The following is a 24,761-nucleotide window of genomic DNA, read 5'->3' as shown; positions in this document are numbered from 1 at the left end:
GAGCAACTCCTTATATAACTGCCAGACGTCAGTTGTACGTCACATCGAAGTTGATATTGGAGTCGGCACGACCTTCGACGATCGTGTCGCTGACCGCCACATAGGAGGCCTTGAACTTGAGCACGGCCTTGTTGCCCACCACCTCGGCAACCTGCTGATTGTTGTTTTCCGAGAGGTCGATTTTCCCCGGGGTGGTGCCGTTGTTGTGAATCTGGATCTGTACGCCCGACGCCGAACCGGAACCGCTGTCGATCAGCCGCAGGTTGCCGGTGGCGTTATCGATGAAGCCGTCCTTGTGGAAGCTGACGGCGGCTTTGGAGCCGTCGGTGCAGCCACCGCCACTGAGGTTGATGTTGAACTCCTTGAACTCGGAAGCCGTGCCGATGCCACCGGCGAACACTGAAGGCAGGACGTTGCCGAACTTGACCGTGCCAGTGTTCGCTCCGGACTCGTTGGCATCGATCTGAACCTTGCAACTGACGCTGGAGATCAGGCCTTCGAACTTCACGTTGCCGGAGTTGGCACCGGTTTCTGCGTAGCTCAATGCCGGAGTCAGTGCCGCAAGCAGCAACCCGGAGGCCGCCTTGGATGCAAAAGATTTAAGTTTCATCTGATTCCCTATTATTAAAAACCGTCTAAGAGCACAGCATTCAAAACAAACTCGCTCTCCCGAGACGTACAGCCTTGCTGAACTTCGAGCCAACGAAACATGAGTTGAACACCACAACAACCTCGATCAACTGCTCTCGCCCACAAATGAAACACACATCGACAACAGGCATCTGCGTTCCATCCAGAGCGAGCATCAAGATACCGACCGCACTCTTCTTTTAGAATAACGACCAATCTTCATGTAACGAGGAGCACTCCTTAAATGAACAAGATTTTTCTTGGGAACTTGTACTACTTATAAAAAAACACCACTAACCAGACAAAAAGCGACTAATGAATAAGACACTTCTTATATAAGGCCACCGACATTGCAACACCGCGATAAACCGCAGCGATTGCGCCCGGTAACCTGCGGATCAAACGACGGCTGGCCGGCTCCGGGCCACAGCAGTGCTCGCAACGTAAAACGCCCGGTGCATTGCACCGGGCGTTTGCTCAAGGCTCTCGACAGCGCGGCCTGCGCTGCAAGCGTTCACAACCCGCTTGAGCGCCCCGGAACAGGGTGCGCAACCGCGGCCATGGGGCGCTCCGGACGGCGATCTTCATGGCCCTGACGCAAGCGCAAGGCCACCAGCGCCGCCACCAGCAGCACCAGGGCAATGGCCTTGAGGCCGTTCATGGCATCGCCGGTGCTCATCTCGATCGCCCCCATGACCGAGGGGCCGACAAAACCGCCCAACAGTCCGCAGGAGTTCACAAAGCCCAGGCCTCCCGCCAGGGCCGCACCTTTGAGCCGTGACGCCGGGTACAGGAAGATGATCGACTGCACCACGAAGAACATCAGCGCCGCCACGCAGAACCCCAGCAGACTCAACACCGGCCCGGAAAAGGCCGCGATCAACAGCCCGGCCGCCATCGTCAACAAGCCGCAGACCAGCAGGCGCCGGGCCCGCTGCGCGCTGCTGGCCAGCCGTGGCAGGCTGATCGCCCCCAGCGCCGCGGCGATCCATGGCAGCGAGGTCAGCAGGCCGACGCTCATCAGGCTCAGGCTGCCGTACTTGCCAATGATGCTGGGGAGGAAAAAGATCACGGTGTAGATGGTGATCTGGTGACAGAAGTAGACAAAGATCGCCAGCAGGATCTGCGGCGTAAAGCACTGGCGGAACGAATGCCCGGCCTGCCCCGCGCCCTCATCGGCTTCGTCGGCCAGGCGCTGCTCGATGCCCCGGGCCTCCTCGGCGCTCAACCAGGGCGCGCGGCTTGGACGGTCCGGCAGGCGCCGCCAGACCACCCAGGCGAAGAACACCGCCGGCAGCCCTTCGAGCAGGAACATCCACTGCCAGCCATGCCAGCCCAACAGGCCATCCATTTTCATCAACGCGGCCCCCAGCGGACCGCCGATGATATTGGCCAGGCATACCCCCAGCAGGAAATAGCCGGTAGCCCGGGCCCGTTGCCGGCGGTCGAACCAGTAGGTCAGGTACAGCATGACCCCGGGAAACAGGCCGGCTTCGGCGATCCCCAGCAGCAGGCGCAGCACATAGAAAGAGGTTTCGCCCTGGACCAGGGCCATGGCGGCGGAGATCAGCCCCCAAGTGACCATGATCCGGGCAATCCAGAAGCGCGCGCCGACCTTGTGCATGATCAGGTTGCTGGGCACCTCGGACAGCGCATAGGTGAGGAAGAACAACCCGGCACCCAGGCCATAGGCAGCGGCGGAAATGCCCAGGTCCACATCCAGTTGGTGTTTGGCCAGGGCGATGTTGGTGCGGTCGAGAAAACTCAGGACATAGGCCGCGATCAACAGCGGCATGAGCTTGAGAAACATCAGCCGGGTCAGCTGTTGCGAGTCCCGGGGCGCTGCAGTGGTTGCAGTGTGCATGGGGCATATCCCTTTTTAGTTGTTATGCGGGATCGTCAGCGGGCCTGGAGCCAGGGCCGCTGACACGGGCCTTCAAGGGTCAGAACGCGACCTGGTCACGCCCCTTGAGCCCGAGCAGGGCCCGGGCTTCGTCCGGGGTCGCGACACGGCCGCCCAGGGCTTCGATGACCGTGCGAATGCGCCGCACCTGATCAGCGTTGCTGGTCGCCAGTTTGCCGGGGCCATCCCACAGCGAGTCCTCGAGGCCGACCCGGGCATGGCTGCCCATGGCCAGGCCCATGGTGGCCAGGGGGATCTGGTTGCGCCCGGCGCCAAGGATCGACCAGTGATAGGCATCGCCAAACAGCCGGTCGGCGGTGCGGCGCATGTGTGCCAGATCCTCGGGATGTCCACCGATGCCGCCACGCAGGCCGAACACCGACTGGATGAACAGCGGTGCCTTGAGCAGGCCGCGCTCCAGGAAATGCGCAGCGGTGTAGAGGTGACCGATGTCGTAGCACTCGATCTCGAAGCGCGTGCGATTCTCGGCACAGGCGCTGAGGATATGGGCAATATCGCGGAAGGTATTGCGGAAGATGCGGTCGTCGCTCTCCTCCAGGTACGGCCTCTCCCAGTCATGCTTGAACTCGGTGAAGCGGTTGAGCATTTCGTACAGGCCGAAGTTCATCGAGCCCATGTTCAGCGAGGCCAGCTCCGGCTTGAATTCCAGCACTGGCTGCAGACGCTCCTCGACGCCCATGGTGGGTGCGCCACCGGTGGTGAGGTTGATCACCACATCGCAGGCGCCCTTGATCTGCGGCAGAAAACGCCGGAACAGCTCGGGGTCCTGGCTCGGCCGCCCATCCTCCGGATCTCGGGCATGCAGGTGCACGATGGCCGCACCGGCTTGGGCGGCGGCAATGGCCTGGGCGGCAATTTCTCCGGCGGTGATCGGCAGGTGCGGCGACATGGACGGGGTATGAATCGCCCCGGTGACCGCGCAGGTGATGATGACAGGCGTTTTTTCAGACATGACGGTACTCCGACTTTTATTCTTGATGAAAAAAATCCCTGGGTGTCGCTGATGGAATTCACCGCTGACGACCTTCAGCGGTGCGGATCGCGGGTGTGGCTAGAGGTACTCGACGTTGCCGTCGACGCTGATCGCCTGGCCAGTGATATTGCGGGCCGCCGGCGAGCAGAGAAACAGCGCCATGGCGGCCACGTCTTCGGCACTGACCATGCGCTTGAGGGAGATCTTGTTCAGGTACTCCTGGCGCATGACGGCAACCGGCACCCCGGTCTGTTCGGCCCGGGCCTGAATCACCGCGTCCATGCGCGGTCCCTCGACGATGCCCGGCAACAGCGCATTGACCCGGATATCGCTGGCCCCAAGCTCGGCCGCCAGGGATTTCATCAGCCCGACGATGGCCCACTTGGTGGCCGCATACGGCGTGCGCCAGGCATATCCCAGGCGCCCGGCCACCGAGGCGATGTGCAACAGATGGGCGTTGTCCGAGGCCTTGAGCAAAGGCACCCCGTGGTGGGCAAAGCGGTACTGCGCGGTCAGGTTGATATCGATGGTGCGTTGCCAGTCGGCGTCGCTGACGGCGTCGATGCCGGCCGTGGGCCCGGCAATGCCAGCGTTGTTGACCAGTACGTCCAGCCCGCCGAAGCGCTCTGCCTGAAGCTGGAACAGGGCTCGGATCTGTTCCGGATCAGCGACATCGGTGCGGGTCGCCAGCGCCTGGGGATAGCGATCCCGGAACGCCGCCAGCGCCGCCCCACTGACGTCGCAGACATGCACCCGGGCCCCGGCTTCGAGATAGGCCCGGGCCAGCACTTCGCCGATGCCCGCCGCGCCGCCGGAAATCATCACCCGCAAGCCCGGATAAGGCTGTAAGCGCTGCAAGATGCTCATGCCCGACCTCCTTTGACCGCCGCCGCACCAGGCTTCTTGGCCAGCAGCCGGCCCAGGGAATCCGCCGCTTGCATGATGTCGTCGGTGACCGCCGCTCGCACTCCCGGACCGTCACCGGCGGCCAGGGCTTCGACGATGCGATCGTGGGCCTCCATGGAACGTTGCAGGTGGGCCTGGTCCGGCGCCACCAGGGCGAAACACGGCCCCATGTGCAACCAGAAGTTCTCCACCGCGGCCATGGTCAGCTCGGCTCGGGCCACGGCATAGATTCGCCGGTGAAAGGCGAAGTTGGTCCACAGGTAACGGGACACATCCACCTCGTCGGCAGCCTTTTGCATCTGCCGGCACAGATCGGTGATCTCCTGCAGATCGCTCTTTTGCAGGTGCTGCAGGGCTTTTTCCGCCAGCAGCCCCTCCAGTGCCACCCGTGCGTCACGGATCTCCCGCAGACGCTCCAGCGTCATCATTCGCACTCGCAGACGTGAAGTTTCCGTGACTTCAAAAGCATTTTCCGCACTCAGGCGCTGCAAGGCTTCGCGTACCGGCATGGGGCTGGAACCCAGGGCTTCGGCCAGGCCACGGATGGTCAACTTCTGGCCCGGCTGAAAACGCCCACTCATCAAGGCTTCGCGGATCTGCCGGTACACCTGCTCCTGCAAGGTATCGCGAGAAACCTGACGCAACGTGGGTAGGGGGATTGGATCTTGAGAAACAGGACCTTGAGAAACCGGACCTTCAGACATGGGATCTACCTGTGTTGTGGTTCTTGTGTCCGAGAATATGTGATCACAAATCAAATATGTCAAACATCGAACCCTGATCCAAAACCTGCCATGGAGGATCGCTTTACCGATAAAACCGCTTATTTATTCCGCACTGCGAAACACTATTCCGTATTGACCGCATTATTCATTGATGACAGGATTATTTTCGCCAAGTGATTCAAATAGCGGAATCAAGCTATCAGTGACTGGGACGTTGTCCCACTGGTCACCCTGAACGCCACGCCGCGCCCATCGACCTCTCGCTGGCCTTCACCCCGGAGACTGCTGCAATGAGTTGCCAAACAGCCCTGCCAATCGTCGACAGCGCACTGCACGGAAACATCCTGGTGCTGACCCTCAACAACCCGCCGGTCAATGCCCTGGGGGTGGAGATCCGCCGCGGACTGCTGGCGGCCATCGACGGTGCCGGCGACAACCCGGCGGTCGAAGCCATACTGCTGGTCGGCGCAGGACGGCACTTCTGCGGCGGCGCCGACATTCGCGAATTCGGCAAGACGCCCCAGGCGCCGACGCTGCCGGAAGTGGTCCAACGGATCGAGGACAGCAGCAAGCCGGTGCTGGCGACGATCCAGGGTGTGGCCCTGGGAGGAGGCCTGGAAGTCGCCCTCGCCGCCCACTACCGTCTGGCCACCGGCAGCGCCCGGCTCGGTCTGCCGGAGGTGCTGCTGGGCCTGCTCCCCGGCGCCGGCGGCACCCAGCGTCTGCCGCGCCTGATCGGTGCCAGAGCGGCCCTGGAGCTGATGCTCAGCGGGCGCCACCTGAGCGCCGAGGAGGCCCTGGGCCTGGGCTTGGTCGACCGTCTGGGGGACAGTGATGACGCCCTGGCCGAAGGCCTGGCCTATATGCGCCAGTTGCTGGCACAGGGCGCCACTGTCCGACGCACCCGGGATGCCCAGGCCCTGAACGAGCACACCGCCCAGCGCCAAGCGATCGATGCTGCCCGCCAGCAGGCCACGCAGAAATCTCGGGGCCTGCTGTCTCCGTTGCACATCATCCAGGCCGTGGAAGCAGCCCTCGATCAATCTTTCGAAGACGGCCTGCGCGAAGAACGCCGACTGTTTCTGGAGTGCCTCGACAGCCCGCAGCGTGCCGGGCTGGTGCATGCCTTCTTTGCTGAACGGGAAGTGCTCAAGGCCCCCGAAACCCGCGCGGCAGCACCCCGTGCCATTGCCCGGGTGGGGGTGGTAGGCGGTGGCACCATGGGCGCCGGCATCGCCGTGACGGCCCTCGACGCGGGCCTGGAAGTGACCATGATCGAACGCGACCAGGACGCCCTGAATCGCGGCCGTGGCAATCTCGAGAAGGTCTACGACAGCCTGATCGACAAAGGTCGCCTGACCCAGGCCGACAAAGCCGCGACCCTGGCCCGTTTCAGCGCCAGCACCGATTACCAGGACCTGGCCCACGCCGATCTGGTGATCGAGGCCGTGTTCGAGGACATGGCGGCCAAGCTTGCGGTATTCGCCGAACTGGATCGGGTGTGCAAGGCCGGCGCGGTGCTCGCCAGCAACACCTCCTACCTGGACATCAACGCCATCGCCGACAGCGTCTCGCGGCCCGCCGACGTCATCGGCCTGCACTTCTTCTCCCCCGCCAACATCATGAAGCTGCTGGAGATCGTGGTCCCGTCCAAGGTCGCCAGCGATGTCGTCGCCACCGCCTTCGAGCTGGCGAAGAAGCTGCGCAAGGTGCCGGTGCGTGCCGGGGTCTGTGATGGGTTCATCGGCAATCGCATCCTCGCGGTCTATCGCCAGGCCGCTGACCACATGATGGAAGACGGTGCCTCGCCCTATCAGATCGACCAGGTCCTGCGGGATTTCGGCTTCCCCATGGGACCCTTCCAGGTGACCGACCTGGCCGGTGGCGACATTGGCTGGGCGACCCGCCAGCGCAAGGCCGCCACCCGCGATCCCCGGGCCCGCTATGTACAGATCGCCGACCGCCTCTGCGAGCGCGGCTGGTTCGGGCAGAAGACCGGTCGCGGTTACTACCTCTATCCCGAGGGGCCGCGCAGCGCCAGGCAGGACCCGGAGGTCCTGGCGATCATCGATACCGAGCGGGCCCGGGCCGGCATCGCGCCCCGGAGCTTCAGCAACCCGGAAATCCTGCGGCGCTACATGGCGGCCATGATCAACGAAGGGGCCAACGTGGTGCATGAAGGCATCGCCCTGCGCCCCCTGGACGTGGACATCACCCTTATCCATGGCTACGGCTTCCCACGCTATCGCGGAGGGCCGCTCAAGTACGCCGACCAGTACGGCCTGCCCCAGGTCCTGGCGGATATCCGCGAATTCGCCGAAGAGGATCCGCTGTTCTGGAAAGCCTCCCCCTTGCTGGTGCAGTTGGTAGAGCGCGGCGAGAACTTCGACAGCCTCAACCACAGCCACTGACCAAGGAGCATGTCCCATGCGCGAAGCCGTCATAGTCTCCACTGCACGCACGCCCCTGACCAAGGCCCATCGCGGCGAATTCAACATCACCCCAGGCCCCACCCTCGCCGCCTTCGCAGTGCGCGCCGCGGTCGAGCGGGCCGCCATCGATCCGGGGCTGATCGAAGATGCCATCCTCGGCTGCGGCTATGGCGAAGGCACCACCGGGCGCAACGTCGCGCGCCTGGCAGTGGTCCGTGCCGGCTTGCCCATCAGCATCGCCGGCACCACGGTCAACCGCTTCTGCGCCTCCGGGTTGCAGGCCATTGCCATGGCCGCCGGACGCATCGTGGTGGACGGCGCCCCGGCGATCATCGCCGGCGGCGTGGAAAGCATTTCGCAGATCCGTGGCCGTGGCGCCAGCGACGACCCGGACCTCGACCCCTGGCTGGTGCAGCACAAGCCGGAACTGTTCCTGCCGATGATCGAAACCGCCGACATCGTCGCCGCGCGCTACGGCATCAGCCGCGAGGCCCAGGACCGTTTTTCGCTGGCAAGCCAGCAAAAGACCGAAGCGGCACAACTGGCTGGCCGCTACCGCGAGGAAATCATCCCCTGCACCACCACCATGGCGCAGACCGACAAACAGAGCGGCGTGGTCAGCCAGGTGCAGGTCAGGGTGGAGGCCGACACCTGCAACCGTCGCGGCACCACTTACGAGGCCCTGGCCAAACTGCAAGCGGTGCAACGCCCTGAGCGTTTCATCAGCGCCGGCAATGCCTCGCAACTGTCCGACGGCGCCGCAGCCTGCGTATTGATGGAGGCCCGGGAAGCCTCCCGCGCCAACCTGACCCCCTTGGGGGCATTTCGCGGCATGGCGGTGGCTGGCTGCGAGCCCGACGAAATGGGCATAGGCCCGGTGTTCGCCGTGCCCAAGCTGCTGGCCCGACACGGCCTCAAGATCGAGGACATCGGCCTCTGGGAACTCAACGAAGCCTTCGCCTCCCAGGCGCTCTACTGCCAGCAGCGACTGGGCATCGCCGACGAATGCCTGAACGTCAACGGCGGCGCCATCGCCCTGGGTCACCCATTCGGCATGACCGGCGCGCGCCTGGCCGGCCATGTGCTGCTTGAGGGACGTCGGCGGGGGGTGAAGTACGCCGTGGTCAGCCTGTGCATCGCCGGCGGCATGGGCGCCGCCGCGCTGTTCGAAATCTACTGAGGACATCGCCATGGACCTGAGTTTCACCCCACAAGAAGAGGCCTTTCGCGACCAGGTGCGAAGCTTTCTCGCCGAACGCCTGCCCACTGCCCTGAGTGACAAGGTGGCCGCAGGCGAGCGCCTGTCCAAGGCCGATATGGAGCAATGGCATGCACTGCTCAACGCCCGCGGCTGGTTGGCCAATCACTGGCCCGAAGCCTTTGGCGGACCGGGCTGGAGCCCCGTGGAAAAGTTCATCTTCGAGCTGGAGTGCGGGCTGGCCAATGCGCCGCGCATCGTGCCCTTTGGCGTCAATATGCTGGGGCCGGTGCTGATCAAGTACGGCACCCCGCAGCAGCAGGACTATTGGTTGCCGCGGATTCTCGACGGCCGCCACTGGTGGTGCCAGGGCTATTCGGAACCCGGTGCCGGCTCGGACCTGGCGGCGGTGAAGACCACGGCCGTGCGCGACGGCGATCACTATGTGGTCAACGGCCAGAAGACCTGGACCACCCTGGGCCAGCACGCCAACATGATTTTCTGCCTGGTACGCACCGACCGTGAGGCCAAGCCCCAGGAAGGCATCAGCTTCCTGCTGATCGACATGGCCAGCCCCGGGGTCGAGGTGCGGCCGATCATCACCCTGGAAGGCGATCACGAAATCAACGAAGTCTTCTTCACCGACGTGCGGGTGCCGGTGGCCAATCGAGTGGGCGAGGAGAACAAGGGCTGGACCTGCGCCAAGTACCTCCTGACCTACGAGCGCACCAACATTGCCGGGGTCGGCTTGTCCATGGCCGCGCTGCAGCGCCTCAAGCGCGTGGCGGCACAGCGCACCCGCCACGGCCGGCCGCTGCTGGAAGACCCGCAATTCGCCGCGCGCCTGGCACGGGTCGAGATCGATCTCGAGAACATGAAGACCACCAACCTGCGGGTGATCGCGGCCGTCGCCGGCGGCGGTGCCCCCGGCGCGGAAAGCTCGATGCTGAAAATCTGCGGCACGCAGATCCGTCAGGAACTGACCGCCCTGCTACGCCGGGCCATGGGCCCCGCCGCCCGGGTCATGGCGGCCCAGGAGCAGGCCGACGCGCTGGACCTGGGCCCGGCCTTCGCCAGCAGCGCGGCGGCGCAGTACTTCAACAATCGCAAGCTGTCGATCTTCGGCGGCTCCAATGAAATCCAGAAAAACATCATTTCGAAAATGATTCTCGGGCTCTGAGGGGGCGCACATGAACTTCGAACACAGCGCAGAACAACGCATGCTCGGCGACAGCCTGAACCGCTTCATCGCCCAGCAGTACAACCTGGAAAAACGCCAGCAGAGCCTGCAATCCGACCTGGGCTTCAACCCCGAAATCTGGCGCCAGATGGCGGACCTGGGGGTGATCGGCGCCCTGTTCAGCGAAGCCGACGGTGGCTACGGCGGCAGCGGCTTCGACCTGGCCCTGGTCTTCGAGGCCATTGGTCGCGGGCTGCTGGTAGAGCCGTTGCTGGGCAGCGCGGTGCTGGCCGGCGACGCCATCGCCAGCGCCGGCACCGAGGCGCAGAAAGTCGAGCTGGCGAAGATCATCGACGGCAGCCTGATCGCCGCCCTGGCCCATGACGAACCCGACAGCCACTACGAACTCAACCGGGTCGCCTGCCGCGCCGAGCCAGATGCCGATGGCTGGCGCCTGGACGGCCTCAAGAGCCTGGTCCTGCACGGCGAGCAGGCCGGTCTGCTGGTGGTTTCGGCACGCACCGCGGGGGCCATCGACGACCGCCTGGGAATTTCGCTGTTCCTGGTACCGGCAGATACCCCGGGCCTGCAGATCCGGGGTTGCGCCACCCTCGACAGCGGCCCGGTTGCCCAGGTGCGCCTGGACCAGGTGATCCTGCCGGGCTATGCCCTGCTGGGCGACCTGCACCAGGGTTACGCGCCCCTGGAGCGGGCGATTGGCCGAGGCGTGCTGGCGCTGTGCGCGGAAGCCCTGGGCGCCATGGAGGCCGCCAAGCTGGCGACCCTGGACTACCTGCGTACCCGCCAGCAATTCGGCCGTCCTATCGGTAGCTTCCAGGCACTGCAGCATCGCATGGCGGTGTTGTTGCTGGAGATCGAGCAGGCGCGCTCGGCGGTGATCAACGCCGCGGCCGCCCTCGACGCCGAGCGCCTGACCCGCGAACGCAGCCTGTCGGCGGCCAAGGTCAGCATCGGCTGCATCGGCGTCCTGGTGGCGGAGGAATGTATCCAGCTGCATGGCGGTATCGGCATGACCTGGGAGTTGCCACTGGCCCATTACGCCAAGCGGCTGGTAATGATCGACCATCAGTTGGGGGACGAGGATCACCACCTGCAGCGCTACATCGCCCTTGGCCAAGCACCGACCCCATGAGTCACTCGGACCGGCAACCACAGGTCCTGGGCAAAAGGGCGGCAGGTGTCGCCAATGTGGATGAGAACCGGCTGATCCTCGACTACAGCTTCAAGCTCTGGTAGCCGCCACAGCGTTCTCGGAAACGCCGCTGCCGGCAACTGCCGGCAGCGCTATCAAGCCACAGCGACTCAGAACACCTGGCAGCCAAGCCGTTGGCAAGCCTCTCGATACTCCGCGGCCAGGCGCGCCACCAGCACTTCGGCGGCCGGCACCGCGTGCAGAACGCCAATGCCCTGGCCACAGCCCCAGATCTCCTTCCAGGCCTTGGGCCGTTGTCGATCCGCGCCGAAGTTCATCTGTGAGGGGTCGCTGCTGGGCAGCGCCTCGGGGTCCAGGCCGGCGGCGCTCAGCGAGGCTTTCAGGTAGTTGCCATGCACCCCGGTGATGAGGTTGGTGTAGACGATATCCTCGGCCCCCGACTGGCGGATCATCTCTTTGTAGGCCGGTACGGCGTTGGCTTCAGCGGTGGCGATAAAGGCCGAGCCGATGTAGGCCAGATCGGCGCCCAGGGCCCGGGCCGCGAGGATCGAACGGCCCGAGGCGATGGCCCCCGAAAGCAGCAGCGGGCCGTCGAACCACTGGCGGATTTCCTGAACCAGGGCAAAGGGCGACTGGGTGCCGGCATGGCCTCCGGCACCGGCTGCCACCGCAATCAGGCCATCGGCGCCCTTGTCGATGGCCTTGCGGGCAAAGCGGTTGTTGATCACGTCGTGCAGCACGATGCCACCGTAGCTGTGCACCGCCTGGTTGATCTCGGGGCGAGCCCCCAGCGAGGTGATGATGATCGGCACCTTGTACTTCACGCAGACCGCCATGTCCTGCTCCAGCCGGTCGTTGGAGCGATGCACGATCTGGTTCACCGCGAAAGGCGCAGCAGGCCGCTCCGGGTGCAGCCGATCGTGCTCGGCCAGGGCCTGGGTGATCTGCTCGATCCACTCACTCAGGCGCTCTGCGGGCCGAGCATTCAAGGCCGGGAACGAACCGACGATACCGGCCTTGCACTGGGCGATCACCAGCTCAGGGGTGGAAATGATGAACAGCGGCGCCGCCACCACCGGCAAGCGCAAACGCTGGGAAAGGATCTCGGGCAAGCTCATGCTCTGGCTCCTGTGCCATTGACGAGAAGGTTCATGATTCGGCCAGGGCCACTGCGGCTCGGGGGGCTCTGGCGCTACGCGTCGTGATCAACACCAGGGCGCCGGCCAGCAGGTACATCACAATCCCCAGGTACATGCTGGAGACATGCCCGCCGGTATGGCTGTTGATCACCCCGTTGAGCCAGGGCGTAACGGCCGGCCCAAGGTTGCCCAGGCTGCTGATAAAGGCGATGCCCCCGGCAGTGGCCGCCACCGACAGGTACTCGCTGACCAGGGCGAAGAACAGCGGAGTGCCGGCCTTGATTCCCACGCAGGCCACACACAGGGCCGCTACCGACATCACCAGGTGGCCGTTGAGCAAGGTGATGATCGCCAGGCCGAATGCCGCGACGGCCATGCTGCCGACAAAGTGCCAGCGGCGCTCACGCTGCTTGTCCGAGTGCCAGCCGATCAGCACCATGCCGCCGATGCCGATGATATTGGGCACCGCCGTGATCAACCCCACCAGCAACAGGTCCTGGGTGCCCCAGCCCTGGATCAGGCTCGGCATCCAGAACACCAGCATGTAGGTGGCGCCCAGGAACATGAAATAGGCCAGGGACAGCAGGTAGATCTTGGGGTCGCGAAACATCTGCGCCAGGCTGTCCCGGGACTTGTGGCGGGCATTTTTCAGGTCCTGGGCCATGTCCTCCTTGAGCAATCGCTGCTCCCTTGAACTGAGCCACCGGGCCTGCTCCGGGCTGTCCTGCAGATATAGAAAGGCCAGCACCCCCAGCACGCTGGCCGGCAGGCCCTGGATCACGAACATCCATTGCCAGCCGTTGAAGCCGGCCACGCCATTGAGGTACTTGAGGATGCTCCCCGAGACGGGACCGGCGATCAGCCCGGCGACGGCAGCGGCGGTCATGAAGATGGCGATCACCTGCCCGCGGCGCGGTGCCGGGAACCAGTAGGTGAAGTACAGGATCACCCCCGGAAAGAACCCCGCCTCGAAGGCCCCCAGGAGAAAACGCAGGATGTAGAACTGCAACGGTGTGGCGACGAACATCATCGCCGCGGCCACCAGCCCCCAGCAGAACATGATGCGCAGCAGGGTCTTGCGCACGCCGCTGCGCTTGAGCATGAGGTTGCTGGGGACTTCGAAAAGAAAGTAGCCGATGAAGAAGATTCCGGCCCCCAGGCCATAGACCGCGTCGCCAAACGCCAGCGTCTGTTTCATCTGCAGTTGGGCATAACCGATATTGACCCGATCGAGGAAGGCGATCATGTAGCAGAGCATCAGCAGTGGCAGCAGGCGCCAGCGAATCTTCGCGTACAGCGCGTCGAGCTGCTGGCCTGGGTCGGGTGAAGCGTGCGGATCTTGGACAGTTATTATTTTTGTCGTCATTGTCGTCTCCGGCGCAGGCATTGGTTAGCGCATCAAGGACATCGCTGTTCAGGGGGGGCTGGCCTCGCGCTCCTGGAGCACCCGCCACATGACTTTGCCGGAGCCGGACTTGGGCAGGCTGTCGACGAACTCCAGCAGCCGCGGCACTTTGTAGGCGGCCATGTGCTCGCGCGCCCAGTCGATGATCTGCTGTGGACGGGTACGGCCAACGGCCTCGCTGCGCAGGACCACCAGGGCTTTGACGGTTTCTCCGCGGTAGGCGTCCCGGGCCGCGATGACACAGGCTTCATGCACCGCCGGGTGCTTGAACAGCAGGGCCTCCACCTCCGCCGGCCAGACCTTGAAACCGCTACTGTTGATCATTCGCTTGAGGCGATCGGTAAGAAAGAAGTACCCCTCCTCGTCCATGTGGCCAAGGTCGCCGGTGCGCAGGAAGCGCTTGCCCTCGAATTCGACAAAAGCCGCCGCGGTCGCCTCGGGGTTGCGCCAGTAGCCTTTGAACAGCATCGGACCAAAGGTGATGATTTCCCCCACCTGGCCTGGCTCCAGTTCTTTGAGGGTCTGGGGATCGACCACCCGCGAGTCGACGCCGAAGAACGGCATGCCCAGGCATTGCAGCTTGGCCCTCTCGGGGGGGTTGCCATGGCTGGCGGCGGCGGTTTCCGTGAGCCCGTAGCCTTCGAGAAAGGTCAGGCCGAACTCCTCCCGCAAGCGCTGCGCCACGGCCTCCGGCATCGCCGCTCCGCCGCCGTTGATATGCACCAGGCTGGACAGCTCGAACCCCTGGTAGTTGGGGCTGGCGAACAGGTCGATGATCATGGTCGGGATGCAGGTCCAGTGAGTCACCCGATGACGGGAAATCAGGCGCCCGGCCAGCTCCCGATCCCAACGCGGCATGATCACCGTGCTGGTGGCGTCGAACACCGCCCGCAGGACAAAACACACCAGGCCTGTGATGTGGAAGAACGGCACCACCCCCAGGCCCACCGACTCGACGGTGGACTGGGTCCAGCTGCCGCTGACCGCGTTGCTCATCAGGCTGCGATGGGTGTGCATGCAACCCTTGGGGTGGCCGGTGGTGCCCGAGGTGTATTGCAGCATGACCAGGTCGTCGGCCTGGGCGTCATGGGGCCCCGGGCTCAAGGCCAGGTCGAGCACTTCAAGCCAGCGTCGGTAGCCCGTGGCCAGGGGCGGCGCGCTGCGCAGCCAGGCATCGATCTCGGGACTGGGGGCTTCCGCCGGATGCAGGTCCGCCGGCGCCGGCATGGCATCGCTATAGCGGGTCACCAGCAGTTCGCGCAATTGCTGCTCGGGCGCCAGGGTGGCGTTGGCCGCCTGGGCAATCGGCGTCAGGTCCGCGGCACAGATCAGCACCCGCGCCTGGGCATCGTCGAGCTGATAGCTCAACTCCTCCACCTTGTTCATCGGATTGACCGGCACCACCACCGCATTCGCTCGCAGGATGGCGTAGTAGGCGACGATGAATTGCGGACAGTTCTGCAGGTACAGCGCCACCCGATCCCCGGATTCGACGCCCACGCTCTGCAACCAGCCGGCCAAGGCCAGGGCCTGGGCACGCAACATCGAAAAACTCAGCTCCCGACCGAAGAAGCGATACGCCACTTTGTCCGGGTAGCGCTGGGCGGCCACCTCCAGGTTGAACCACAGCGAGGTGGCCGGCACCGTCAGCGCCAGAGGCAAGCGTTTGGGCCAGACACGGTGATGAGGACGCTGAGTACGGATCGTGGACATGGAGCCTCCTTCAAACCCTGGGTCGATCGGGATGCAACCTCCGGATCGGGTCGATCCTGCCCCATGCACCCGGTTCATTTCAATCACTTATATTTCGCTGTGCGAAATATCATTCCGTATTTACCGGTAGATTATTCGCTGACATTCTGCATTTCAACGCGCAAATGCCTCTGCGAAACACAATCAGAAAAATCACCGCCTGCCGGTCATGGGCGCCTCGCCTCCCGCGACTCGGACCAGGACCTGACCCCAAGGGCCATCGCCTATGAGTGCCGTACCTGACGCGCCGATACTGCAAGGTCTGTTCAGTGGCTTCGCCGCCCATCTCGGCTTGGACCTGCAGCAATACCAGCAGGCGCAGACCGTCATCGCGGTCACCGTCCAGCCCCATCACCTCAATCAGGCCGGCAATCTGCACGGCGGCGTCATCGCCTCCCTGGCCGACACCGCCATGGGCATGAGCGGAACCTGGCACGCCGACCCCGAGCAATGGCGGCTGGCCCTGACCCTGTCGTTGAACATCAACTACATGGCGAGCACACCCCCGGGGACCGAGGTCCGCGCAGTGGCTCGTACCCGGGGCGGCGGCGTGAAGATCTTCATGGCCAGTTGCGACCTGCTGGATGCCGAGGATCGACTGCTGGCCAGCGCCGAGGGCGTTTTCAAGCGTGGCCGACTGCGCCTCGACAGCCGCTGAGACGGTCAGCCGCAGACGCTGGATCGACCCGCTACGACCGCCTGACGAGACGGCTGCCTGCCTGGCGCAATAGTGTTCCGAGAAGGAATCGTCGATTTCATTTCAAGTGGTTCCGGGATAACATTTTTGCCCTGTTTCCAAGAACCCGCTGTCTGGTCAACTGGCATTGCGCCCGGCACCAGCCCCTACCGGAAGACCCCATGCACGACCCGAACGACGCCCCGGAACCAGCGCCCAAAGACCGCAAGTTCGTCGAAGCCCTGGCCCGTGGCCTGGAAGTCCTGCGGGCCTTTACCCACGGTCACGCGGTACGTGGTAACCAGGACATCGCCCGCATCACCGGCCTGCCCAAACCCACGGTTTCGCGCCTGACCTACACCCTGACGCAGTTGGGTTATCTCAAGTACAACCAGGATCTGGAGAAGTACCAGCTGGATTCGGCGGTACTGGCCCTGGGTTACGCCTACTCCGCCAGCCTGCGGGTTCGCCAGTTGGGCAAACCCTTCATGGACGAGTTCTCCCGGCGCACCAACACCACGGTCAGCCTGACCTGCCGCGATCGCCTGTCGATGATTCACGTGGACAGCAGCCGCCCGCCGGAAGTGGCCAGTCTGCGCATGGAGCCCGGGTTGCGCCTGCCCCTGGCCACCAGCGCGGCGGGACGGGCCTACCTGGCGGCCACGCCGAAAATCGAGCGTGACCATCTGCTGCGGGAAGTGGCGAAAAAAGTCGGAGATGAGTGGCCGGTCCTGGAAAAGTCCCTGGAGGACTCCTTCCGTGAATACGAAGCCTTTGGCTTCTGCCTGTCGCTGGGAGAGTGGGACCGCAACGTCAATGGCGCCGGCGTGCCACTGCGTCTGGCCGACGGCAGCATCATGGCCCTGACCTGCGGAGCCCCGAGCTTTCAGCTGTCCAGCGAAAAACTTCAAAACTCCCTGGCCCACCAGTTGGTGATGCTGGCCCGGGATCTGGAAAGCCTCGGCGTCTGAAGCAGACGCCAGGGCAGATGTTCGGCTTGTGCAACGAGCCGGGTACATCGGGTACGCCATGAATGGCCATGACGCACCCTGGACCGGCCCCGGAATCAGCGGGGCCGTCCCATCAGTTACTCGTCACCCCACCTGTCATAGCCAGCAATCACCTGGATATTGCCGAAGGCTGCGGATTGACGAATGTCACCCAAGTCCAGGCCCGCCAGGCCACCCAGCCGCGCATCCCGGCTGCCGGTGACCTCGCCGCTGGCCAGCGTATTGACGATCTGGGCGTTGTTCTGCCCCACCAGGCCGCCGACCAGGCTGTAGCTGCCGCCGGTGACCGCGCCTTTGGCCGAGGCCGTGTCGATCAGGCTGTCACCCTTGTCGACACCATGGCTGCCCACCAGTCCACCGACCATGCTCTTGGCGCCGGCACTGACGTCACCGCGGGCCTCGACCGATTTCAGGTTCCCGGTGTTGTAACCGATGAGTCCGCCGACATGGCTTTGATCCTTGGCCTGGACATCGCCCAAGGCCAGCGCTTGGGCAACGAGCCCGCCGGCGTTGGAGCCGATGAGTCCGCCCACATGGCTGTTGCTGGAGCCCTGAACCCTACCGGACGCTTCGGCCATGCTGATGTCGCTGTCAAGGTTCTGCCCGACCAGACCACCAAGGTGCTGGCCGTTCGCCGCATTGACCGAGCCGCTGGCGTTGACGTTGCGCAGAACACCGTCGCGGTTGAGCCCCACCAGGCCACCGGCCGTGGCAAAGCCTGTGCCCTGCAGCGCGCCGCTGGCCGAGGAGTCGCTGATCCGGCCCGATTCGTTGCGCCCGACCAAGCCTCCAACGTTGCTCGCGCCGTTGCCGGACAGGGCAACCGCGGACTGCGAGCCCTCGATACGGCCGCCCTCGTTGTAGCCCACCAGGCCGCCCAGGTTCGTGCCCTTGTAGCTGTAGCCGGCACCACTGTAGACCGCTCCGGAGCTTGCGGAATTGGCAATCAATCCTTGACGGTTGATGCCCACCAATCCACCCACTCCGCCCTCGGCATGGCTGGCGATGCTAGCGGTAAGTCGGGCATCGGCGCGGCTGTTGGTCACGCTGCCACCACCGGCCGCTCCCTGGCGATTCTCACCCACCAGGCCACCGGCCGCCGAAGTGTAGGCATTACCCAGCACCACGCCGCTCATGGACGACGCATCGATGGAGCCACCAAAGTTGCTCCCCACCAGCCCACCCACCAGGTTGTCCTGCCGGCTCCTGGCATTCACTCGCAGATCGCTGGCGCTGACGTTGGCAATGCTGCCGCTGTTGCGCCCGACCAGGCCGCCGAGCGCTCCGGAACCGGAGGCGGCGCCGTTGATGGTCATCGAGGCCAGCTTGAGGTTGCTGATGCTGCCGGACGAACTGGCGAACAATCCGCCATCGGCGCCGTTGCTGTTGACCGTGAAGCCACTGAGGGTGTTGCCCAGGCCATCGAAGACGCCGCTGAACCCCTGCTGCCCACCTATTGCGGTAAGGGCGCTGCTGCCATGGACGGAGTTGCCGAGGACATAGCGACCCGCCAAGTCTTTATCGATCGCCTGCAACTGCTTGGCATTTTGAATGACGCTGTAGTCTGCGCCGTTGGCGTCAAAGCGAGCACCGTTGCCGGACAACGTGACGCGTCCATTCTGGCCCAGCGCAACATCGCCACCGTGATTGATCCCAAGACTGCTGTTGCTGCCGCTCAGCACAAGCTGACGGTTGAGCTTGATATCGCCCTGGGCATCGAGTTCGACCCGGGCATTGGCGCCGCCGGCAAACAGACTGTCATCCAGGCGGATGTCCTTGGCCGAAGAGAGACTCAAGCGGTTGCCGCTGAACCAGAAGATCCCGTTGTCCACCGCCACGTCGCCCTTGCCACTGGCCAGTTCGATATGGGTCGTGGCCAGGTTGCGCGACAAGGTATCGGCATGCACGGTGTTGCTTTTGGCGCTGATGAACGAGCCGACCTTGACGTCGTTGCTGGCGATCTTCCAGGTGCCCGTCTGGCCATCCCTGGACTGGGTATTGACCTTGGTCGGCAACTGCACTCGAGTGCTCGCCCCCCGAGTCTCGATCACCCCGCCATCGCCCTCGCCAGCCAGTGCGCTGGCCTGCAGCGTACCGTCAACATTGACCACCCCCACAGCGCCGCCATCCAGGGTGATCCGCCCGGCTTTTTGCGACAGGGTATTGGCTTCGATGGTGCCCTGGTTGTTGACCACGGTCTGCAGCATGGCACCGGCGCCCTTGGCGGTCATCAACACCTGTCCGCCGTCGGCCTTGAGCAGGCCACCATTGCTTGCCAGCGCATTGACCGCTGCGGCATCCACTTGCAAGTCCAGCAGTTGGTTGTTGTCGAAACTGACGGTGAAGCCATTGCCCGCGCCCAGCGCCACGCTCCCGCCCTGGGCCTTGATCGTGCCCTCGTTGCGCACATTCGCCCCCAATAGCGCGATAGCGCCACCGTCAGCGGCGGTGATGGTGCCTTGGTTGAGGATTTGCGCCCCTGAAGTCCCGGCGAACTTGTAGTTGCCCGCATTGAAATCGGCATCGCTGAGGTTCTGAGTCGAAGCCACCAGGCCGCCGACATTCACTTGCGCGCCCTGGCCGAAGACCACCCCGTTGGGGTTGATCAGGAACACCTGGCCGTTGGCATTGATCTGCCCGTGGATCTGACTGCCATTGACACCTATCACCCGGTTCAAGGCAATCGAGGTACTGCTGGGCTGGTTGAAGGTCACCGACTGCTCGGCACCCACGTTGAAATCCTTCCAGTGGGTGATCAGTTTGTCGCTGTGCTGGTTGATGGACAGGTGCTGGCCCTGGGTCTGCATATCAGCGCTCCCGGACACCACTTGCGCGCCTGTCGGCAAGGCGAAGGCCGAGGGCCCGCCGATCAATGCCAGGAGGCTGGCGGCCGCCACCAGGCCCTTGCCCGAGCCGGAGCGGCGCCGACGGCGCGCCCCTTCATGGGTCACGTTCCAGCAACCCTGGGCCTGGTTCCAGACCAACGCGTAAATCTTGTTCATGCAAATACTCCTTATCGGTTGAACAACGCCCTGCAAACCTTTACAGGGCGGCACAACATCCAAAGATCCGCTGGGACCGTTGAAGCGTTGTTTAGGGCGCACGCAGGGCACAGGCGCGCCTGCGCCAAGGCAATCCATGGCGCAACTGGGTTTGCTCGGTGCCTGTCGTGGTCAGGGGAAGGTAAAGGTGAACTCCGCAGCGCCATTGGCCTGGCCGGCTTCGATTTCGTCGTCGTTGCCGGTGCGGATGTAGCTGGCCCGCAAGGGAATGCTTGCGCCATCACCCACGCGCTGCATCTCGTAGCTCTCGCCGTTGTATTGGATCGGGAGCCGGGTCAGGTCGTTGATCACCACGATGCCGAAGCCCTTGGCGGGTCGGGACTGGGTCGAGGAACTCAGACCGAGGATTCCCGGGGGCATCGAGGCAGAAGACTTGTCGGTGAAACTGATGCGCGGTTTGGCATTGGCTGCACAACGACTCAGCTCAATGCGAAAAGGTACCTGTGGCGAGGTGTCGTTGACCTTGGGAAAGTCCGTCAGGGCAAAGCGCCCCAAAGGCACAGGGATGGTCTTGTAGCCCTCGACCACGCAGGTGTTGGGAATCACGATCGGTCCGCCGCCGCCCATGCTGATCAGCTCGGGCCCCATCAATGGGTAATTGTGCCGGCAGATGCCAGGGGGGGTGGTGTCGGTGGGCCATGCCACCTCGGAGCCCAGGCCCGCCAGGTTGGCGGGCAGGTCGAATGCATAGAGCATCAGGTTGGAACTGCCGACGACACTCTCGACGGTCAGTTTGCCGCTGGGCAACTGGTCCGGCGGTACCGTCAGGATCAGTGATTGAGTGAAGCGGGTGATCATGGTCCCGAAGGGGCGCCCACCGGTGTCGTAAACGAGTTCGCTTTTTTCCAGGGCGATCAGCTTGGGGGTCTGTGTCAGGGTCAGGGGCCCGCCATCCTGGGGGTTCACCGTAACGCGAAAGCCTATTCCCTCGACGTTGGTCGGTGCGGATTGAAAACGTTGCGGCGTACCGCCACTCCAGTTGCCAACCGTGACCAACTCGCGCTCCCGGTTACCCGAGGGGGAATAGCGGAAGTTGGTGTACAGGCTGACCGCGCGCTGCCACAACACATCGCCCTCCTTGGCCCTGCCGTCCAACGGCGTAACCGCCACCCACGGCGTGCCATCACCGTTGCTGAACTCACAGTTCAGCGCAAAGCCATTGACCGTGGCGGCTTGCACGCCCCCACAGGACAACCCTGTCAACAGCACTGCGCCCACCCACAGGCAACGTCGTTGCAGATCAGCTACCAGCCTGAGCCATTGGCGAATCATCTGTCATTCTCCCAGCCTGCGCCTGTGTACCGCGGCCCCTTAAAGCGGCTGCGTGATGCACAAGCGAGATGGATTGCACAGCGATGGCCGGATGCTTCCGGCCATCGGCAAGGAACAGACAGGGGACGGAACAAGCAGGTACCCGCCAGCAGCCCCGATACGCCCTGCACCGGCACGGCGTATCGAGAAACTGCGTCTCCCCTGTACTACCTCATCAGTTGCGGATATCGCCCTGATTGAGGCCAACCAACGGTACCTGGGTCGCCTGCCCCAACGCGGTGTTGTAGGCCAGGATTCCGTCGTTGACGCCGGCCAGGCCACCGTAGATCTGCTTGCCGTTCGCGAGGAACTTGACGTTGCCGTAAGCCACGGACTGACGAATATCCCCCTGGTTCAAGCCGACCAATCCACCCAGAAGGGCAGAGCTGCCGCCGCTCACCTCGCCACTGGCCAGAGAGTTGGCGATCCGCGAATTGTTCTGCCCGACCAGGCCACCAACGGTACTCTGGACACCGCCCACGACGTTACCTTTGGCCGATGCGGTATCAATGCGGTGATCCACATAATCGCCGTTGGTGCCTATCAAGCCGCCGACGAAGCTGCTGGCGCCGCCGCTGACATTACCGCTGGCCTCGACTGAACTCAGGTCGCCATTGTTGAGCCCCACCAACCCGCCGATATAGCTCAGGGTGCCGCCGCTGACCTTGCCGCGAGCCACTGCATATTCGGTAGTGCCGGCAAAGTTGTTCCCGATGAGGCCGCCGATGTTGCCGCTGCCACCCCCCACAACCTCACCGGTGGCTTCAGCGGTATGGATTTCACTGCGGCTGTTCTTGCCCACCAGACCGCCAACGTTGGCACCGGTCGAGTCGGCAACCCTGCCGGAAGCGCTGACGTTGTTCAGCACGCTGTTCTGGTTCAAGCCCACCAGGCCGCCTGCTGCCGCTGACCCCGTACCGGTGATCGCACCGCTGGCGCTGGAGTCAGTGACGGTGCCGTCGTTGTTGAAGCCCACCAGGCCACCGATGTTGCTGGCGGCGTAACCCCAGACGTTGACCGAGGAGCTTGCGCGCTCGATGGTGCCGCCCTGGTTGTAGCCCACCAAGCCACCCAGGTTCGGGTCCTGGACGTAGCGGTTGAAACCGGTGCCGACGGTGCCGGCACTGGAAGAGTCGGCAATCGAACCGCCCTTGTTGACCCCCACCAGGCCGCCCATACCGCCAACGGGACTGATCTGCATGGTGCCCAGGACCTGCACGTTGGTGCTGCTGTTGGTGATGGAACCGGTGCCGGCGAAACTGTTGCAGTTTTCCCCTACCAGCCCGCCGACAGCCAGGGTGTAGCCATTACCGGTGACGGTACCGGCCATGGTTGCACGATCGATTTTGCCGCCGGAGTTGATCCCCACCAGGCCACCGAGGTAGTTGTTCTGATTGCTGTTGGCAACCACCCGCAGATCGGTGGCACTGACGTTGGTGATGGTGCCGCTGTTCAAGCCCACCAGCCCGCCGATATTGCCGAAGCCGGCGTTGGAGGTCGTGCCGTTGATGGTCATGGAGGCCAGCTTGAGGTTGCTGATATCACCCGACGACTTGCCGAACAGACCACCGTAGGAGCCATCGGTGTTGACGGTGAAACCGCTGATGGTATTGCCCAGGCCATCGAAGGTCCCGGTGAACTGGTTACTGCCACCAATGGACTTGATGCTGCCGCTGCCCTTGATGTCATTGCCCAGTACATAAAGACCGTCGAGGCTGGTACCGATCGCTTGCAGCTGCGCGGCGTTCTGGATCACGTTGTACAGGTCGCCATTGGCGTCGAACCAGGCGCCACTGCCGGACAGGGTGACCCGGCCATCCTTGCCCAGGGCATAGGAATTGCCGTAGTCCAGACCCAGGCTGTTGTTGATCCCGGTGAGTTCCACCGCGCCATTGAGCTTGATGTCCCGATCGGCATTGAGCTCGATGCGAGTTCCGCCGCCGCTGCCCTTCAGGCCGCTATTGATGTGGATGTCCTGGGCCGAGTTGACGCTCAGTTGATTGCCGCTGGCCCAGGCAATGGCGCCGTCCACCGAAACGTCACCGCTCTTGCTGTTGAGCTCGACATTGGTGGTGGCCAGGTTGTGCGCCAGGGTATCGGCATACACGTTGTTGTTGCCGGCCGTAGCGGTAGGGCCGACCTTGACCTCGTTGGAGCTGATCTTCCAGGTGCCGGCCTTGCCGTTGTTGGCCAGGGTGTTGACCCGCGCGGCCAGTTGCACCTTGGTGTTGGCGCCCTTGGTCTCGACCACACCGCCATCGCCCACCGAGGTCAGCGCACTGGCGCTCATCGAGCCGCCGACGTTGACCACACCCACGTCACCGCCATCCAGGGTGATCTTGCCGGCCTTGCGCGACAGGGTGTTGGCTTCGATGGCGCCCTGGTTGTTGACCACGGTCTGCAGCATGGAGCCGGCGCTCTTGGCGGTCATCAGCACCTGCCCGCCGTCGGCCTTGAGCAGGCCGCCGTTGCTTACCAGGGCATTGATCGCCGCGGCATCCACTTGCAGGTCCAGCAGGTTGTTGCTGTCGAAACTGACGGTGAATTCATTGCCACCGCCCAGGGCCACCCGGCCCTTCTGGGCCTTGATGGTGCCGTCGTTGCTCACGCTCTTGCCGATCAACGCCACGTTGCCGCCGTCAGCAGCGGTGATCATGCCTCTATTGACGATCTGCGCTGTTGAGGTGCCGGCAAACTTGTAATTGCCAGCGGTGAAGTTGGCATCGGTGATGTTCTGGGTCGAGGCCACCAGGCCGCCGACATTCACCTGCGCGCCCTGGCCGAACACCACCCCGTTGGGGTTGATCAAAAACACCTGGCCATTGGCCTTGATCTGCCCCTGGATGTCACTGCCGTTGACGCCGATCACCCGGTTCAGGGCGATGGAAGTCTTGGTCGGCTGGCTGAAGGTCACGGTCTGGCCGTTGCGCACACTGAAGTCGTTCCAGTTGGTGATCAACTTGTCGGTGTGCTGGTTGATCGACATCTGCTTGCCGTTATCGAACGTCAGGATATCCGCCGTCCCGGAGACCACGGTTCCCCCGGTTGGCAAGGCGAAAGCCGCGGGCAGACCGCCCAGGCCCAGCAAGCCGGCAACCATCGCCACCAGGCCTTTGCGGGTTGCGCAACGACGGCGGCGACGGGCGCCTTCGTCGGTCACAGTCCAGCAACCCTGGGCCTGATTCCATACCAATGCATAAACCTTGTTCACGTTGACTCCTCATCTATCAATTAACGCCCTGCAACCTTTGCAGGACGGCACTG

The 24,761-nt window shown here is 63.8% G+C and carries 17 protein-coding genes; 6 read left to right on the top strand and 11 right to left on the bottom strand.

Annotated elements, in window-relative coordinates:
- Positions 1–28 precede the first annotated feature (28 nt).
- The 5 genes from BLV47_RS31400 to BLV47_RS31380 form a co-directional block, all read right to left on the bottom strand.
- Entirely contained in the window at positions 29–610 is a 582-nt protein-coding gene (locus BLV47_RS31400; protein ID WP_092320415.1) for a fimbrial protein, read from the bottom strand.
- Between the two features lie 534 nt (positions 611–1,144).
- A complete protein-coding gene (locus BLV47_RS31395) occupies positions 1,145–2,494 on the bottom strand; it encodes an MFS transporter (protein WP_092320414.1) in 1,350 nt (449 codons plus the stop codon).
- A 79-nt stretch (positions 2,495–2,573) separates the two neighbouring features.
- A complete protein-coding gene (gene kce, locus BLV47_RS31390; protein WP_092320413.1) occupies positions 2,574–3,506 on the bottom strand; it encodes a 3,5-dioxohexanoate:acetyl-CoA acetone transferase in 933 nt (310 codons plus the stop codon).
- Between the two features lie 99 nt (positions 3,507–3,605).
- Positions 3,606–4,394, bottom strand: a complete 789-nt coding sequence (locus tag BLV47_RS31385; protein ID WP_092320412.1) for an SDR family oxidoreductase — start codon at positions 4,392–4,394, stop codon at positions 3,606–3,608.
- Positions 4,391–5,137 (bottom strand): GntR family transcriptional regulator, encoded by a 747-nt coding sequence (locus BLV47_RS31380; RefSeq protein WP_092320411.1) that lies wholly within the window; start codon positions 5,135–5,137, stop codon positions 4,391–4,393. Before BLV47_RS31380 ends, BLV47_RS31385 begins: the two co-directional genes overlap by 4 nt.
- Positions 5,138–5,448: 311 nt before the next feature.
- On the opposite strand from BLV47_RS31380, the gene BLV47_RS31375 reads away from it, so the two are divergent.
- The 4 genes from BLV47_RS31375 to BLV47_RS31360 are packed head-to-tail and all read left to right on the top strand — an operon-like array spanning position 5,449 to position 11,121.
- Positions 5,449–7,569 carry a 3-hydroxyacyl-CoA dehydrogenase NAD-binding domain-containing protein gene (locus BLV47_RS31375; RefSeq protein ID WP_092320410.1) on the top strand — a complete coding sequence of 707 codons (2,121 nt, stop codon included), beginning with the start codon at positions 5,449–5,451 and terminating at the stop codon, positions 7,567–7,569.
- 16 nt (positions 7,570–7,585) lie between these two features.
- Positions 7,586–8,770 carry an acetyl-CoA C-acyltransferase gene (locus BLV47_RS31370; RefSeq protein ID WP_092320409.1) on the top strand — a complete coding sequence of 395 codons (1,185 nt, stop codon included), beginning with the start codon at positions 7,586–7,588 and terminating at the stop codon, positions 8,768–8,770.
- A 10-nt stretch (positions 8,771–8,780) separates the two neighbouring features.
- A complete protein-coding gene (locus BLV47_RS31365; protein ID WP_092320408.1) occupies positions 8,781–9,968 on the top strand; it encodes an acyl-CoA dehydrogenase family protein in 1,188 nt (395 codons plus the stop codon).
- Positions 9,969–9,978: 10 nt separating this feature from the next.
- Complete coding sequence (locus tag BLV47_RS31360; protein ID WP_092320407.1) at positions 9,979–11,121, top strand: acyl-CoA dehydrogenase family protein; 1,143 nt, start codon at positions 9,979–9,981, stop codon at positions 11,119–11,121.
- A 170-nt stretch (positions 11,122–11,291) separates the two neighbouring features.
- Here BLV47_RS31360 and BLV47_RS31355 read toward each other — a convergent pair whose 3' ends face one another.
- Genes BLV47_RS31355 through BLV47_RS31345 form a run of 3 tightly spaced genes read right to left on the bottom strand, consistent with a single transcriptional unit; the run spans position 11,292 to position 15,399 of the window.
- A complete protein-coding gene (locus BLV47_RS31355) occupies positions 11,292–12,260 on the bottom strand; it encodes an NAD(P)H-dependent flavin oxidoreductase (protein WP_092320406.1) in 969 nt (322 codons plus the stop codon).
- Between the two features lie 31 nt (positions 12,261–12,291).
- Positions 12,292–13,647, bottom strand: coding sequence for an MFS transporter (locus tag BLV47_RS31350; RefSeq protein ID WP_092320405.1), 1,356 nt, complete (start codon positions 13,645–13,647; stop codon positions 12,292–12,294).
- 48 nt (positions 13,648–13,695) lie between these two features.
- Positions 13,696–15,399, bottom strand: a complete 1,704-nt coding sequence (locus tag BLV47_RS31345; protein WP_092320404.1) for a long-chain fatty acid--CoA ligase — start codon at positions 15,397–15,399, stop codon at positions 13,696–13,698.
- Positions 15,400–15,664: 265 nt separating this feature from the next.
- Here BLV47_RS31345 and BLV47_RS31340 point away from each other — a divergent pair, with 265 nt between their 5' ends.
- On the top strand, positions 15,665–16,096 hold the full coding sequence (locus tag BLV47_RS31340; RefSeq protein WP_092320403.1) for a PaaI family thioesterase: 432 nt from the start codon (positions 15,665–15,667) through the stop codon (positions 16,094–16,096).
- A 200-nt stretch (positions 16,097–16,296) separates the two neighbouring features.
- Positions 16,297–17,085: an IclR family transcriptional regulator gene (locus BLV47_RS31335; RefSeq protein WP_092320402.1), complete on the top strand. Its 789-nt coding sequence runs from the start codon at positions 16,297–16,299 to the stop codon at positions 17,083–17,085.
- 116 nt (positions 17,086–17,201) lie between these two features.
- On the opposite strand, the gene BLV47_RS31330 is transcribed toward BLV47_RS31335, so the two are convergent.
- The 3 genes from BLV47_RS31330 to BLV47_RS31320 all read right to left on the bottom strand — a co-directional run bounded on the left by BLV47_RS31330 (position 17,202) and on the right by BLV47_RS31320 (position 24,708).
- Positions 17,202–20,126, bottom strand: a complete 2,925-nt coding sequence (locus BLV47_RS31330) for a two-partner secretion domain-containing protein (RefSeq protein WP_092320401.1) — start codon at positions 20,124–20,126, stop codon at positions 17,202–17,204.
- Positions 20,127–20,297: 171 nt separating this feature from the next.
- Positions 20,298–21,458, bottom strand: coding sequence for a fimbrial protein (locus BLV47_RS31325; protein WP_092320400.1), 1,161 nt, complete (start codon positions 21,456–21,458; stop codon positions 20,298–20,300).
- A gap of 214 nt (positions 21,459–21,672) precedes the next feature.
- Complete coding sequence (locus BLV47_RS31320) at positions 21,673–24,708, bottom strand: two-partner secretion domain-containing protein (protein ID WP_092320399.1); 3,036 nt, start codon at positions 24,706–24,708, stop codon at positions 21,673–21,675.
- Positions 24,709–24,761: the final 53 nt, after the last annotated feature.

This window comes from Pseudomonas saponiphila, assembly GCF_900105185.1.
GTDB lineage: Bacteria > Pseudomonadota > Gammaproteobacteria > Pseudomonadales > Pseudomonadaceae > Aquipseudomonas > Aquipseudomonas saponiphila.
This window is presented reverse-complemented; position numbering and strand designations above follow the sequence as displayed.